This window comes from Paracoccus sp. SCSIO 75233, from assembly GCF_027912675.1.
Lineage (GTDB): Bacteria > Pseudomonadota > Alphaproteobacteria > Rhodobacterales > Rhodobacteraceae > Paracoccus.
This window is the reverse complement of the sequence record NZ_CP115757.1, coordinates 1,787,150-1,801,770: the sequence shown is the minus strand read 5'-3', so window position 1 is coordinate 1,801,770 and position 14,621 is coordinate 1,787,150. Positions and strand designations below refer to the sequence as shown.

Annotated in this window: 13 protein-coding genes; 5 read left to right on the top strand and 8 right to left on the bottom strand. The window is 60.7% G+C overall.

What is annotated here, in order from left to right:
• Positions 1-12: 12 nt before the first annotated feature.
• On the top strand, positions 13-885 hold the full coding sequence (gene yghU / locus PAF12_RS08695; protein WP_271106547.1) for a glutathione-dependent disulfide-bond oxidoreductase: 873 nt from the start codon (positions 13-15) through the stop codon (positions 883-885).
• A 319-nt stretch (positions 886-1,204) separates the two neighbouring features.
• The gene (locus PAF12_RS08690) at positions 1,205-2,005 is read left to right on the top strand and encodes a DUF3800 domain-containing protein (protein WP_271106546.1); all 801 of its coding nucleotides are present in this window, start codon (positions 1,205-1,207) and stop codon (positions 2,003-2,005) included.
• Between the two features lie 260 nt (positions 2,006-2,265).
• Here the strand turns inward: PAF12_RS08690 and ilvC are convergent, their stop codons facing one another.
• Entirely contained in the window at positions 2,266-3,288 is a 1,023-nt protein-coding gene (gene ilvC, locus PAF12_RS08685; RefSeq protein WP_368045135.1) for a ketol-acid reductoisomerase, read from the bottom strand.
• Positions 3,289-3,418: 130 nt separating this feature from the next.
• On the opposite strand from ilvC, the gene PAF12_RS08680 reads away from it, so the two are divergent.
• Complete coding sequence (locus PAF12_RS08680; RefSeq protein WP_271106544.1) at positions 3,419-3,874, top strand: Lrp/AsnC family transcriptional regulator; 456 nt, start codon at positions 3,419-3,421, stop codon at positions 3,872-3,874.
• Positions 3,871-4,344: an Lrp/AsnC family transcriptional regulator gene (locus tag PAF12_RS08675; protein WP_271106543.1), complete on the top strand. Its 474-nt coding sequence runs from the start codon at positions 3,871-3,873 to the stop codon at positions 4,342-4,344. Before PAF12_RS08680 ends, PAF12_RS08675 begins: the two co-directional genes overlap by 4 nt.
• Here the strand turns inward: PAF12_RS08675 and PAF12_RS08670 are convergent.
• The gene (locus tag PAF12_RS08670; protein WP_271109678.1) at positions 4,326-5,405 is read right to left on the bottom strand and encodes a PA0069 family radical SAM protein; all 1,080 of its coding nucleotides are present in this window, start codon (positions 5,403-5,405) and stop codon (positions 4,326-4,328) included. The two genes, PAF12_RS08675 and PAF12_RS08670, sit on opposite strands and share 19 nt — an antisense overlap.
• Before the next feature lie 122 nt (positions 5,406-5,527).
• Here PAF12_RS08670 and PAF12_RS08665 point away from each other — a divergent pair, with 122 nt between their 5' ends.
• On the top strand, positions 5,528-5,692 hold the full coding sequence (locus PAF12_RS08665) for a hypothetical protein (RefSeq protein ID WP_271106542.1): 165 nt from the start codon (positions 5,528-5,530) through the stop codon (positions 5,690-5,692).
• Here the strand turns inward: PAF12_RS08665 and PAF12_RS08660 are convergent.
• From PAF12_RS08660 to PAF12_RS08635, 6 genes are all read right to left on the bottom strand, one after another.
• Positions 5,689-6,288: an HNH endonuclease gene (locus tag PAF12_RS08660; protein ID WP_271106541.1), complete on the bottom strand. Its 600-nt coding sequence runs from the start codon at positions 6,286-6,288 to the stop codon at positions 5,689-5,691. The genes PAF12_RS08665 and PAF12_RS08660 overlap by 4 nt on opposite strands.
• A 342-nt stretch (positions 6,289-6,630) precedes the next feature.
• Positions 6,631-7,287, bottom strand: a complete 657-nt coding sequence (locus tag PAF12_RS08655; protein ID WP_271106540.1) for an alpha/beta hydrolase — start codon at positions 7,285-7,287, stop codon at positions 6,631-6,633.
• Between the two features lie 356 nt (positions 7,288-7,643).
• A complete protein-coding gene (locus tag PAF12_RS08650; RefSeq protein ID WP_271106539.1) occupies positions 7,644-8,525 on the bottom strand; it encodes a calcium-binding protein in 882 nt (293 codons plus the stop codon).
• Between the two features lie 338 nt (positions 8,526-8,863).
• A complete protein-coding gene (locus PAF12_RS08645) occupies positions 8,864-9,763 on the bottom strand; it encodes a calcium-binding protein (RefSeq protein WP_271106538.1) in 900 nt (299 codons plus the stop codon).
• 239 nt (positions 9,764-10,002) lie between these two features.
• On the bottom strand, positions 10,003-11,820 hold the full coding sequence (locus PAF12_RS08640) for a hypothetical protein (protein ID WP_271106537.1): 1,818 nt from the start codon (positions 11,818-11,820) through the stop codon (positions 10,003-10,005).
• Positions 11,821-11,823: 3 nt separating this feature from the next.
• Positions 11,824-14,523 (bottom strand): caspase family protein, encoded by a 2,700-nt coding sequence (locus PAF12_RS08635; protein WP_271106536.1) that lies wholly within the window; start codon positions 14,521-14,523, stop codon positions 11,824-11,826.
• Positions 14,524-14,621: the final 98 nt, after the last annotated feature.

Sequence of the window (14,621 nt, the reverse complement as noted above, 5' to 3'; positions counted from 1 at the left end):
ACAGGACGCGCTATGACCGAAGACTATACCCCGCCGAAGATCTGGACTTGGGAACCCGGCAATGGCGGCAAGTTCGCCAATATCAACCGGCCCGTATCCGGTGCCACCCATGACAAGCAAAGCCCGGTCGGCAAACACCCGATCCAGCTTTATTCTCTGGCCACGCCGAACGGCCAGAAAGTCACGATCATGCTGGAGGAATTGCTGGCCAGGGGTCACAGCGGTGCCGAATACGACGCATGGCTGATCGACATCGGCGAGGGCGATCAGTTCGGCAGCGGCTTCGTGTCGGTTAACCCGAATTCCAAGATCCCGGCGATGATGGATCACTCGGTGAACCCGCCACGGCGGGTGTTTGAATCCGGCTCCATCCTGCTCTATCTGGCGGAGAAATTCGGCGAATTCCTGCCCTCCGACCCCGCCGCGCGGACCGAGGCGCTGAACTGGCTGTTCTGGCAAATGGGCTCCGCCCCCTTCGTCGGCGGCGGCTTCGGGCATTTCTACCACTACGCCCCGGAAAAGATCCGATACGCCATCGACCGCTACACGATGGAAACCAAGCGTCAGCTTGATGTGCTGGACAAGCATCTGGCCGAAAATCGCTACATGGCGGGCGATGAATATTCGATTGCCGATATGGCGATTTTCCCGTGGTATGGCCGCCTGACCACCGGCGGTGTCTATGGCGATGCGGTGACCTTCCTGCAAGGCGCGAGCTATGAAAACGTGCTCCGCTGGAACAACGAACTCGCCGCACGCCCCGCCGTGCAGCGCGGCATGATGGTCAACCGCACCTCCGGCGATCCGTCGGGGCAGTTGTGGGAGCGCCACGATGCGTCTGATTTCGAGACCAAGACGCAGGATAAGGTCGAGGCGGCGGAGTAGCGGCGCACTGCGGAAGCGCAACACGAGGGCAAGCGCCTGCCCGTGGGATGGCGCTGCAAGGGCGGTGCGATGCACTTTATCGCGCCGCCCGCATTTTCTCGTGGATCTGCAGCGCCGATGTCACCCAAGCGCCAGCCCGCCGGGACGGGCAGACGCTTGCCCGGCGGCGCAGGGCGCCTTGTCCCGGGCTGGGGATGTTGGAGGTGACGTCCGTTTCGAGCCCATAGCGACCGTTCAACTGGATTAGACGAATTGGACAATGTTGGACCGAGTGGATAGCTATTCGTACCATTAGATAAAATGGCGTAGATTGTGATCGATGTCAGAGTTCAGCAAATATGTCGTCTATGTTGACGAGAGCGGCCATTCCAACTGGACAGCTGCACCAGAGTATCCATTGCTCTGCCTCAACTACTGCATGTTCGAGAAAGATCACTACATTGATGAGCTGATCCCGCGTTTCAACCGTTTGAAATTCAAATATTGGGGCTGCGACAACATTGTTCTGCATGAACGCGATCTGCGTAAATCTGACAAGATTAGAGATCCCGCCGTTCGCTCGAAATACGAATGGCTGCAAGGTGATCGCAAGCGCGTCTTTATGGAAGAGCTGACGCAACTCATGTCCGACGCGCAGTTTCGCTGTTTCTGCGTTGTGATCGACAAGCCTAAAGTGCCCGAGTGGCATAAGTCTTACGATCCATATCATATCTCTCTTTCAAGGGGGTTCCGTCAGATCGAGACCTATCTGAAAATCCACGACCCGGACGAATTGGCGAAGCAGCTGCACATCGTGTTTGAAGCCCGTGGGCGCGATGATGATGCCGCTCTCAGCAAAGCCTATAAGCAGGTGTCGGTACAAGGATCACTGTTGGCTCCTGTCGTAACCCGTAACTATTCGAACTTTCGCCTTGAATTGATGGACAAGAAAAGCAACTCGTCGGGTCTTCAGATCGCCGATCTCACAGCCCGGCCGATTGGAAACCACTACTTACATGCAACTGGCCAACGGTCACAGACCGATCAACGCGCCATCAAGGTACTGCTTGAAAAACTGCATTTTTGCTCGGGAACGACCTGTGAAATTGGCAAATATGACGTGTTTCACGAGGGTCTGTAAAATTCAAAGGCGAGCCCAGGCTCGCCTTTGAACGGACGGTTAGACCATCCCATTACTTCCCCCTACATAGTCCTAAATCGTGAAACATTCAAGAACAGCCTGAGCCGTCTCGATGGCGTTTGTCTCATCGGTTGAGTGCTAAACCGAACGACCGCATTGTCCCTCGGACCCGCCGTTAAAAAAAGGCTAACTCGTCGTGGGCAACTAAAAGGCCGGGACGCGATACGCCCCGGCTTTCCTTATTCCCTTAAACGCGAAGCTCAGTTCCGCGCCTTATCCACCATCTTGCCCTTGGAAATCCACGGCATCATCTCGCGCAGCTTCTCGCCGACCTGCTCGATCTGGTGTTCGTCGTTGATCCGGCGGGTTGCCTTGAAGCTCGGCTGGCCGACGGCGTTTTCCTGCATGAAGTCGCGGACGAATTTGCCGGTCTGGATGTCGGTCAGGACCTCTTTCATGCGGCGCTTGGTTTCCTCGTAAGGCAGGACGCGCGGGCCGGAGACATATTCGCCATATTCGGCCGTGTTGGAGATCGAGTAGTTCATGTTTGCGATGCCGCCCTCATAGATCAGGTCGACGATCAGCTTGACCTCGTGGAGACACTCGAAATAGGCCATTTCCGGTTCGTAACCGGCTTCGACCAGCGTTTCGAAACCGCAGCGGATCAGTTCGACCAGACCGCCGCACAGGACTGCCTGTTCGCCGAACAGGTCGGTTTCGCATTCCTGACGGAAATTGGTCTCGATGATGCCCGAGCGACCGCCGCCGATGGCGGAGCAATAGGACAGGCCCAGATCCATCGCCTTGCCGGTGGCGTCGTTATGCACCGCGACGAGGCAGGGGACGCCGCCGCCTTTGACATATTCGCCGCGCACGGTGTGGCCGGGGCCTTTCGGGGCCATCATAATGACATCGACGCCGGGCTTCGGCTCGATCAGGCCGAAATGCACGTTCAGGCCGTGGGCAAAGGCAATCGCCGCACCTTCGCGCAGATTGTCATGGACGTATTTCTTGTAGGTTTCGGCCTGCAATTCGTCGGGCATGGTGAACATGATCAGGTCGGCCCATGCGGCGGCCTCGGCAATGCCCATCACCTGCAGGCCTTCGCCCTGGGCCTTGGCTTTCGACGGCGAGCCGTCGCGCAGCGCCACGGCGACATTCTTGGCACCGGAATCGCGCAGGTTCAGCGCGTGGGCGTGGCCCTGCGAGCCATAGCCGAGAATGGCGATCTTTTTGTCCTTGATGAGGTTAACGTCGCAATCGCGGTCGTAGTAAACGCGCATATCAGCGGTCCTTTCATGTTGTCTGGCAGTGTTGATACGGAAATTACCGCTGGTAATCAGTGCAATTTTCGCGAAATTATGTTTCATATCGAAATAATCATGCCCATAGATATACAAAACCGGATGAAACATGCCTGACGAGGCCGACCGCCGTATTCTGCGCCAGCTTCTGGCCGATCCTGACCAGCCCGCCGCGCGTCTGGCGGAGCGGGCGGGTGTGACCCCGGCGACGCTGTGGCGGCGGCTGGAGAAGCTGCGCGCCTCCGGCGTGATCCAGCGGCAGGAGGCGCGGATCGACTGGCGCAAGCTGGGCTATGAGGTGGAGGTCAGCCTGCGCTTCACCCTCGACAAGACCAACCCGCGCGCCTTCGACGAATTCACCGCCGCCGCCCGCGAGGTGCCGGAGGTGATCGAGATCCAGACCTTTCTCGGCAGCGTCGATTTCCGCCTGTCGGTCATCGCCCGCGATATGGCACATTGGCAGGAGATTTACCGCGAACGCATCCTGACGCTCCCGCATGTGGAGGCGAGCGATGCGCTGATGCTGGTCTCCACCATCAAGAACAGCGTGGAACTGCCGCTATGACGCCCGACGCGACCGATCTGGCGATCCTGAAACTCCTGTCGCGGGATGCGACCCTAGGCGCGGCGGAGATCGGGCGGGCGATCAATATGACCCAGCCCGCGACATGGCGGCGGATCAGGCGGCTGCAAGAGGCGGGGGTGATCGCCGGGCAGCGCGTGGTGCTGGACAATGCCGCACTCGGCTTCGGGGTGACCGTGTTTCTGGGCATCAGGCTGGCGACCAAGGGCCGTACCAGCCTTGAGGAGTTCGAGCGCGCGGCGACCGCCATCCCGGAGGTGCAACTGGTCCAGCATGTGCTGGGGCAGTTCGATTACCGGCTGCGGATCGTGGCGCGTGACATTGCGGATTTCGAACGCATCCTGCGCCGCCGGATCATGACCTTGCCGGGGCTGGGGCAGGTGGAAGCAAACGTGATGCTGTCGGAGGAACGTCTGCCGGGGCCGCTGAAGCTTCAGAACAGCGAAAGCTGATCGCCCTTGCGTTCCGGCGGCCCGAAGCGGGAGCAATCGAGCGGCGGCGTCGTCTCCGCATAGCCCAGCCGTTTCCGTGCCAGCCGGAAGCGTTTCATCATCAATTCCGCCTCGATCCCCTCGCCGCGCATCCGGCTGCCGAAACGCGGATCGTTGTCGCGTCCGCCGCGCATCGCCTGCACCCGGTTCATCACATGCGCCGCCGCATCTGGGCGGTGCCGGTCCAGCCAGTCGCGAAACAGCGGGGCCACCTCCAGCGGCAGGCGCAGCGGGATCATGCTGGCATTCGTCGCCCCGGCCTCGCGCGCGGCGGCAAGGATACGCTCGATCTCCGGCTCGGTCAGGACCGGGATGACCGGGGCGACCATGACGCGGACCTGAATGCCGGCGGCGGAGAGGGCGCGGATCATGTCCAGCCGGGTCGCGGGGGCAGGCGCGCGCGGCTCCATACTGCGGGCAAGCGCCGGGTCCAGCGTGGTGATGGAGATGCCGATATGGATCAGCTGCCGCTCAGCCATCCGTGCAAGCAGGGGTAGATCGCGGCGCACGGTCTGGCCGCGCGTGACAAGGCTTGCCGGGTGGTTCCAGTTCAGCAGCACCTGCCACATCTCAGGCATCAGCGCCCGTTTGGCCTCGATGGGTTGATAAGGGTCGGTATTGGTGCCGAATGCGATCGGGGCTGCGCGGTAGCCGGGCCGGGAAATCTCCTGCTCCAGCAGCTTGGCGGCACCGGGTTTGACGGTGATCCGGGTCTCGAAATCCAGCCCCGGCGACAGGCCCCAATAAGCGTGGCTGGGCCGGGCGAAACAGTAGATACAGCCATGTTCGCAGCCCCGGTAGGGGTTGATGGAGCGGTCGAACGGCACATCCGGCGACTGGTTGCGGGTGATGATACGGCGCGGATGTTCCTCGGAAAACTCGGTCCGCAACAAACGCTGCTCCTCCGGGATGTCCCAGCCGTCATGGGTGCGTTCCGCGCTCAGCCGGTCATAACGATTCGCCGGACGGCTGACCGCGCCACGGGCTTTCAGGATTTCATCGGGATCGCGGTTCGCAGCCATGCCGCAAGCATAGAACATATGCAGAACATAGTCCATATTTCGCAACTTATCGCCGCATATTCAAACAACCCTTTCCATTGCCCGAGCAGAAGCCCATATTAGCCTGTGGAAGGAGATCCGCTATGCCGCTGCCGCATTTTCTGCTTTTGATCGCTGCCGTAATCGCCGCTGCCGCCGCCACGCTGTGGTTCAGCCTGTCGAACGGGGTGCCGCTGATGGTTCTGGCAATGGTTGTGCTGATCGCGGCGGGTCTGGTTCACGTCACCCGGCGGGATCACAGGCTTTAGGCCTCCAGCTCGGTATCCCAGTACAGGAAGTCGATCCAGCTTTCATGGAGATGGTTGGGCGGGAAACGACGGCCGACGGAGTGCATTTCTTCCGGCGTCGGCTGGCCCGGTTCGCGGCGCAGCTTCAGCCCGCTATGGCGCAGCGAGCGGTTGGCCTTGCGCAGATTGCAGGGCGAGCAGGCGGCGACGACGTTTTCCCAGCTTGTCACCCCGCCGCGTGAGCGGGGGATGACATGGTCAAAGGTCAGATCGCCGCGTGAGCCGCAATACTGGCATTCGAAACCGTCCCGCAGAAAAAGATTGAAGCGCGTGAATGCCACGCGCTTCTGGGGTTTGACGAAATCTTTCAGCACCACAACCGAGGGTATGCGGAAGGCCTGCCGCTGACTATGAACGAAGCTGTCATATTCAGCGATGACCGAGACCCGTTCGAGGAACACCGCCTTGATCGCCTCCTGCCAGGGCCAGAGGGAGAGCGGGTAGTAGCTGAGCGGTCGGTAATCGGCATTCAGGACCAGCGCCGGATATTGTCGCAATGCCGCCGGTTCACGCACGAATTGCGTCCGAAAATCCTCGTGATGATGATCGTCGAGCATGTTTTGCTCCGTCCTGCCAGCCCGTATCAGCTTGCCTGGCTATGACTATATATCGGGGTACAAATCAGGCAAGCCCCAGAATATGGAATTGTTCTAGCCCGGATAAGTGACGGGGATGTGACACGGGCGATATGCGCAATTTTACGCATATTATGATTTTATTTCATCACGTTATGGGGCTTAGTTTCCAGGTAACGCGAAGAAACAAGGGGGCTATGATATGGTGTAATTGGCAAAGCATGGCCGAAGCTGCGGCTGGATGACGCATGAAACGGACGTTGCGTATCACGAAGCTGCGGTTTGCCCGGCTGGTGTCGTGGCGCGCTTATCCCGTGCGTCTGGTTATTCGGGAAGCCGGGCTTGCAGGAATTGCAGCGCCGCGACCAGACCGTCCTGGGCGATGCCGTGGCCGGTGCCTTTCATGACATGGGTGTAGACCTCGAACTCAGCCGCGCTCAGCGCATCGGCGGCGTCGCCCATATCGCTGAACGGCACCATCGGGTCCTGATCGCCATGCAGCAGCAGGACCGGCGGTTTGACACGCGCCTCCGTCGCCAGACGTTCCGGTTCAAGCAGGCGGCCGGAGAAGCCGATTATGCAGGAAACCGGATCTTCCCTGCGGGGAAGGACATGCAGCGCCATCATGGTGCCTTGCGAAAACCCAATGACTGCAAGGCGATCCGGGGTCAGCCCCTCATCTGTCAGCACCTTGTCAAGGAAGGAATTGATGTCATCGACCGATTGCACCATCGAGGCGCGTGCCTGATCCTCGGTCGAGCCGTCAAGCCACGGGATCGGAAACCACTGGCGACCGAAGGGGTTATTGGCGCAGGGTTCCGGCGCGTCCGGGGCATAAAACGCGGTCCCCGGCAGATGCGGGGCGAGGACGTCGCCGAGGCCCAGAAGATCGGCCCCGTCGGCCCCGTAGCCATGCAGGAACACCAAGGCACGCGTGGCGTTGTCTGCGCCTTTGCGGTCGGATTTGAGGGGGCGGACCATGACGGCTCCTTCACTTTGGCATCGGGCAATCGGGGCGAAGTGTTACGCGCCACCCGGCGGGGCTGCAACCGGAATGCGGTATGAAACCGGCGGCACGCTGCGTACACCGGGCGTACACAGGCTGTACACAGGATGTGCACCGGGTGCGCCCCGCGACCGCGTGCGCGGGACGCCGAAGGGATCGGGTGTGGCGGCAGGCGCTGTGCTGCGCGCTATGCCGGGGGGCGGCGCGCCCAAGCGGTTTTCGCAAGGGATGTCTGCATCGCGCTTATGCAGAATGCGAATGTGGGTATAGATAAAAGTGAAAATGGCGGGGCCGGGGCCCCGCCGCATTCGTGTCTCTGACATTCCTTGGATCAGATCAGGAAGTCGTCGGCGTTGAGTTGGGAGGTGTGGATGTCGGTCAGCGTGATCGAGGCATCCTCCTCGGTTGTGATCACGACCGAGCCGCCGTCATTCTTGATGGTCCCGTCGGCGATGAGTGCGTCGAGATCGCCTTCAAAGGCAAAGGCGCGCAGGTCGATCACGTCATTGGTCTCTGGTCCGGCCTGGAAGATGTTGATCGTGTCGTCACCGTGGCCCGAGATGAACCCGTAGGTGGTCGGCCCAAAGAGGGAGGACGACATCAGGTCATCGCCGGCACCGCCCCAGACTTCGTCTGTCGAGCGACCGGACATGATGGTATCGTCACCGTCGCCGCCGAACAGCGTGTCTCTGCCGGTTTCGCCGTAGATAATGTCGTCGCCCGCTGCGCCGAAGATCATGTCGTCGCCGTCGCCGCCGAACAGCTCATCATCACCATCGCCGCCGCCGAGCATGTCGTTGCCCGCGTCGCCATAGATCATGTCGTCGCCGGTGCTGCCCCAGACCGTATCATGGCCGGTGCCGCCGCGCAGAATGTCGAAGCCGTCGCCGCCGCCGATCCAGTCATCGCCCGCGCCGCCAAGGATGGAGTCGGCATCCTGCGCGCCCCAGACCGTGTCATTGCCGTCACCGGCATCGACGTCATCTGCGCCGTACCCGGTCCCGATCACGTCATCGCCCGCGCCGCCCCAGACGGAATCGCTGCCACGGTCGTCCAGACCAGCCCACATTTCGTCATTGCCGTCGCCGCCATGCAACTCATCATGGCCGTCGCCGCCCCAGATCGTATCGGCCTCGCCATAGCCGTAAATTGAATCATTCGCTTCGGTGCCAGCGAGGAGGTCTGGGCCTTCTGTTCCCTGAATTACCGGCATAATCGCTACTCCTTACTTTCATGCAACATAGTGGTTGCATCACAATTTCATTACCAATGCTCACAACGCTAGCACGGGATCAGGGATATTTGTACAGAACTAAAATGCGGCTTTCAGCAGTTCTGCTTGACGCTGCGTCAGGTTTGTGGCGCAGCTATCGGAAATTGGCCGATATTCCTGAATAAATATCAATGATTTGGGCGCGAATGGGGAAAATGGAGGGGCGCTGACGTTTCCGAAATATTTCCGCCGCTTGCTTTTTATCAAAGTTGATAAATGCCCAATAAAAAGGCGGGGCCGAAGCCCCGCCGGGTTGGAAACTGATTGGAATCAGTCCCTCAGAGCAGGAAGTCGTTGTCGACTAGCGCAGCAGTGTTGAGGCCGTTGAGGATGATCAGCGAGCCGGGTTCTGTCACGATTTCGACGTTACCGCCATTGTCGTAGATAGTGCCGTTTCCGATCAGATCGCTGAGCTGACCGGCCAGGCCGAAGCTGCGCAGATCAATGACGTCCTCGTCAGCTACGCCGGCTTGGAAGCCTACCACGGTATCGGTGCCGTGGCCGGTTATGAAGCCGAGCACGTCGCTTCCTGCAGTGCCGAGGCCGATAAGATCGTCCCCCGTGCCGCCCCAAATTTCATCGTCACCGTCGTCGGAGAACAACCAGTCATTGCCGTTTCCGCCGTAGATCGTGTCGTTGCCGCCATTGCCGAAGATGACATCGTTGCCGTCGAAGCCGAACAGCATGTCGTCACCGCCGGTGACCGGGCCGCTATGATCGCCTTCTATATAGTCGTTTCCGGTGCCGCCCCCGATGGTGTCATTGTCCTCGTTGCCATAGATGGAATCGGAACCGGTGCTGCCCCAGATCGTGTCATTGCCGAAGCCGCCGCGAAGCCGGTCGTTGTCGGCACCGCCGCCGATCCAGTCATTGCCGTCTTCGCCACGGATATTGTCGTCGCCAGCCGCACCCCAGACGGTGTCGTTTCCGGTGCCCGCGAGAACGGAGTCGTTGCCTGCACCTGCGCCGATGGTGTCGTTGCCTTCCGCGCCATTTATGGTGTCATTGCCCATATCGTTGGTGCCGGCCCAGAATTGATCGTCGCCGGCATTGCCGTAAAGATCATCCGCGCCGTCATTGCCGATAATCGTGTCGTTTCCGGCGAGACCGTAAATCGTGTCGGCCTGTTCCGTGCCGTCAAGGCTGTCCGCGCCTGTCGTTCCTAGAATCTGTGGCATATCTGCACCCCTTTATATTTTGCGTCTGTCCTAGCATGGCCGAGAAAATTACAAGGCCGCCGTTCAGCGTAGCACGATTCGTTAATGTTTCACACCAAGAGGGTTAATGTGCCGGAAATTTGCTTGAAAGACTTCGGTAATTCCTACCTTTGGAAGATATGCCGTTTTGGGGGTTAGCGGTTTTTTCCGGAGATTATGGCGTTTCGTGTTTCGCGAAATGAGCCTGTTTCCAGACAGGGTTAAAGGACTGGCGAGCGTTGGCTGATGCGGCAGATCGGTGCGTGCTGGCGGAGGTCTCCATTCCCTTCATGCGGCTTGGTGTCCTGCCGAAGCGCGTATCGGTTTTCCGCCTCGATGCGTTGTTCATTGTCGATGCGCTGGCGGATGGTAAGGGCGGGCGTGCCGGTCGGGTCGAGGATAAGCGTTGCGCCGCCGCGATGGCGGATCATGCGGCCATCTTCTGCAACCGTGTCGCAAATCTGGACGATTTCGGCGATCATTGAAAAATCGATGAAACCATCCGGGCCGACGCGCAATGTCGGGCGGATCGACGTGACCCGGGGGGCGGAGAGTTTGCTGCCCGGACCGGCAAATCCCGCCGCGCGCAGGCCGAGGGCGCGGGCCAGTCGTGCATCGGCATCTATGGCATGGGCGAGGGCGCGGGCCTGGCGGCGGATCTCTGCCCCGGAGAGCGGCATGACCGGGCTGGTATCGTAGCGGATTGCCGAGAGCGCGAGGCCGGGGATTGGGTAGACCGGAATTTCGGGCGGGTCCCAGCTGAGCGCGGTTTCCGAGACCACGTCGATGCCGTCCGGGTAAATGCCGCGGCGGCGAAAGGCGGCGATAAGCTCCTCGCGATAGCCGAACCGGTCCAGCGGGGCAAGCAGGCGGTCGGCTGTGATCATGGCCCGCAGGTAATCGGCGAACAGGATCGTTGCGGGCGGGCAATAATCGAGCGCGCGTATGCAGATGTTCAGAAAATGACCCGCCATGCGGGAGGCGATCTGCTGCACCTGTTCCAGCAGATAGCGTCCGACGGCGCTGTTTACCGGCTCGGCCAGCTGGATCAGTGGCGAGATGCGGCGGTCGAGGGCGCGCAGGAACGCTTCGAACACGGCGGAGGAGAGCAGCCCGCCGCGGTCATGGGGCAGTTCCGGGGCGGCATCATAGCGGGCGGGCATGTCCGCGTCGCCATCGGCGAAGGCTGCCTCCGTCCAGGCGACATCCAATGTGCGCAAGCCCGATTTGCGGATCAGCCCGCCAAGCTGCGGGGCGAGGCTGATCAGAGATTTTTCGCGCAGGAAGGACAGGCCGGAACGCTGCATGAGATAGCCCAGATAGCCGCCCCGTTCGAAGCGCGACAGAAGCGCGATCGTATCGGCAAGCGCCTCGTGAAAGGCGAAGACATCCGGGTGCATCGGCATGTCGTAATCGGGCCGCAGACCGTCGATCAGGGCATGGGTGACCTCATGTGTGACGATGTCGCTGGACAGCGCGGTAAAGCGGATCAGGCGGCGGTCGGCGCGGCCGCTTTCCTCACCTGCCGGGCCGTAGCCGAAGCCGATGGCGGCGGCGTTCCGGTCGTAATAGGCGTTCAGCGCGTGTTCAGCGAAGGGCATCAGCTTCAGCGCCGGATAGCTTCCCTCCCGCCAGAACGCCCATGCAACCGGGCGGCCAAGTGCGCGGCGGAAGCTTTCATAGGTTGCCATTGCGGCGAAATAGACATTTCGGCAGTGGGTTTCGTTCTGGCCCTGATCGAACACGAAATCATCCGGTCCGCGCCGGTCGAGATCGGGTGCGCCCCGGCTGATCCGCGTGACGCCGTCGGTCGCATCGACCTCGAAAAGCTGTCCTGCCGGTCCGGGCCAGAGCGGTTCATAAGGGATGGCCAGCCGGGATAATGCGCCGCTGCTGACCGGGACCGAGCTGTCGATGGTGAACACGTCGCCGCGCCGCAGCCGCTCCGGTTGGTTGCCTTTCAGGGGATAGCATTTCTCGCTGACACCGGCGTCGCGGCCGATGGTGCTGGAGACTTCGCAGCGTGGCAGGCCGGACATGGATCAGACCAGCGGGAAGGGCTGGGTGAGCTTCGCCGGATCGCAATAGACGCCCGCGCTTTGATCGTTGCTGTTCATCAGGGCGTTGACGCGGCTTTTATAGTCGGCGTTGGTCATCGGACCGGACTGGCTGCGCAGCAGTTCCAGTACGGCACGGCTGAAGACCCCTTGTGGCGGGGAGCCGTTTTCGATGGCTTTCTGGGTGGCTGAGGCGGCACTGAACAGGACATGGCGGGCACCGTCATAAGGGCCGCGCGCCGTTGCAAGGGGGGCCGTGAATGTATTGCGGTGCGGGCGGTATCCGGGGCGCAGGACCGTACCCATCGTGCGGGAGCGGCCGGGCAGGGACAGGCGCGTGGCGGTTCCCGCAAAGCAGCAGTCGAGGAACACATAGAGCGATGCCTGAGGGTGAATATTCTCCAGTATCCGGTTTATGTCATCGTCGATCAGCGCATGGGCCACCTGCGCGTCCAGCCCTTCGCTGGCATTTGCCGCGACGATGGCCTGATCGCGCCCGGTGGTTTCGAAATCGTCCTCGACGCTGAATTCGGGCATGATCTCGATCCCGTGGCCGGAAAAATGCCAGATGATCGTATCGCCGGCGGCGGAGCGGGCGACGAGGTCGGTCAGGCTTTGCACAAGCTGGTCGCGTCCGGTTTCTTCGGGCCGGGTCAGTTGGGTGACGTCGAAACCGCGCTGAGTCAGCATGTCGCGCCAGCCATCGGAGTCGTTCACGCAGCCGGTCAGGCGGTTGGCGCTGGCATATTCGTTGATGCCCACGGTCAGCGCGTAACGGGAGGGGCGGCGGGCGCTGGCCGCTGTGGCAATCGTGGATGGTTGCGGCGCGGCACCGTTTTCCGCTGCCGGTTCAGGCTCCTGCCGCAGCCCGCCAATGAGGGCGAGGGAGGATCGGACCGCGTCCGGGAGCGGCGTTTCCAGCGATGAGACGGCGCGGCAGTATTTATCATTTATCTCGGGGAAGCGCGAAATGTCGTCCTCATGCGTCGCACCCCGGATAAACCGCATCACCGACCACATGGTCGCGCGGTCATTGTCGAAGGAGCCGTGGCAGATCGCGTCGGAGCGCAGCCGTTTCGGTGTGTCGGGCGGGGTTGGAGAAAACACCAGCGCCTCCCGCGTGACCCCGCCTGACCATTTGGTGAGATGGGTCAGCAGTTCCTTGTCGCGGGTCAGGTCTTTCTGGAGACCGGCGAGCCTGACGGGCGCATCTTCCTCGAACCCCTGCGCTACGAGGTAGAGCAGGGATTTCCGATATATGCCGCGCACCGTATCGTCGCGTTCCGCCTGATCGGTCATGGCGTATATCCGGCATTTCAGATCGTTCTGGTCATGCGCGGCAAGACGGTCGCGATAGAGCGCGGTTGTCGCAGCAGGGGCCAGCGTCTGAAATGTGCTCGGCAGAAGCCCTGCCGCCTTCAGCCGGGGCAGAAAATGCAGCAGCAGGATAGACCCGGCGCTGTGGCCCAGCAGGTCGATTGCGGGTTTGCTTTGCCCGAAGCTGCGCTTGAGATGGCTGGCCAGAAGCGTCAGGCCGTATTGATCGCCGGGGGCCGAACACAACTCGGCACTGCGCTTCATCATCTCCCAGACCGACTGACCGCCGAACTGAACCAGCTTCTCGATCGCACCGTCAAATGCGTCTTCGAAGCCGAAGGCCCTGCGTGTTCCGAAACCCAAAAATTCCCTGATAACCTGCACGATGGCGGTGCAGGCGCCGCTTTCCCAGATGCAGTAGATCGGATAAATGTCATTCTCCAACCACCATGGCGCAGTATCGCGGGCGTATTCCCATGCGAGGTTCTCCCCCACCAGCCCGCCATGCGCGTAGATCAACAGCCGCCGACCCTGCTTTTTGTCGATCCAGTCTTTTGCCTTCTGGGCGATCGTCGCCACATCGGAGGGGGTGGTATATAACTGTCCTGTTTGGGACAATTGACCGAGGCGCATGTTGATATAGTGATGTTTGAGGTCAATCTCCCGCATGGGTTCGCGATATCTCGGCGTCGTATCGCGGGCTGCCCATTCCGGTGAGGGCCGGACTGGTCGGTTAAGTGAGAACCAGTGCAGATACTGGTCCAGCAGATCCGAACGGGATGCGGGTGACGCGGTCCCGCTGGCTTTGTTGCGGTTTGTGGCGAGCTTGCTGTAGGCGTCTTCGACATTCTCGCGGCTCAGTTCCTTCGGGAAGATGTCGGGCCAGGGCATATCCTGCCGGCTTTGCAGCGGCGGGGTTTTGCGTTTGGTTGCGTCTCGGCCATCGGTGGCATCCTGAAGGCTGAGCAGGATCTGGACGAGGCTTTCGAGGACGGGTGTGGCCTTCCGTTCACCCTCGGTGCAGATCATGATCTCGATATCGGCGCCACGCCCGCCGATCTCTGCGTCGATATGGCGGAGCAGGACGACCCAGCCGGAGGGCAGGATGACCAGATGCGGCAGATCATAGCCGTGACCATAGGCGGTGCGTTCTATCTCGGTGATGATTTCAAAGACCGCACCATATTCGCCTGCGCTTTGCGTCAGGGCTTCAAAACTGCCCAGCCGGTCGAATTGCGGTGCCGCGCTGACCGATACCAAAACCTTGTCTGCGTCGACGAATGGTTCGGCACGGATGAAGAAGGTTTCTATTTCGGCAGTGGTTCTGAAAACGGGATAGTCGGAAACGCGAATTGACGGATTTGCCATGCGCACACCCCAGCAATACCGGAAATATCCAATCCCGGTTTGATAACATGATTTCTGTATTAAAACAATATAAACGGCGCGCTTGTTGTAACATATAT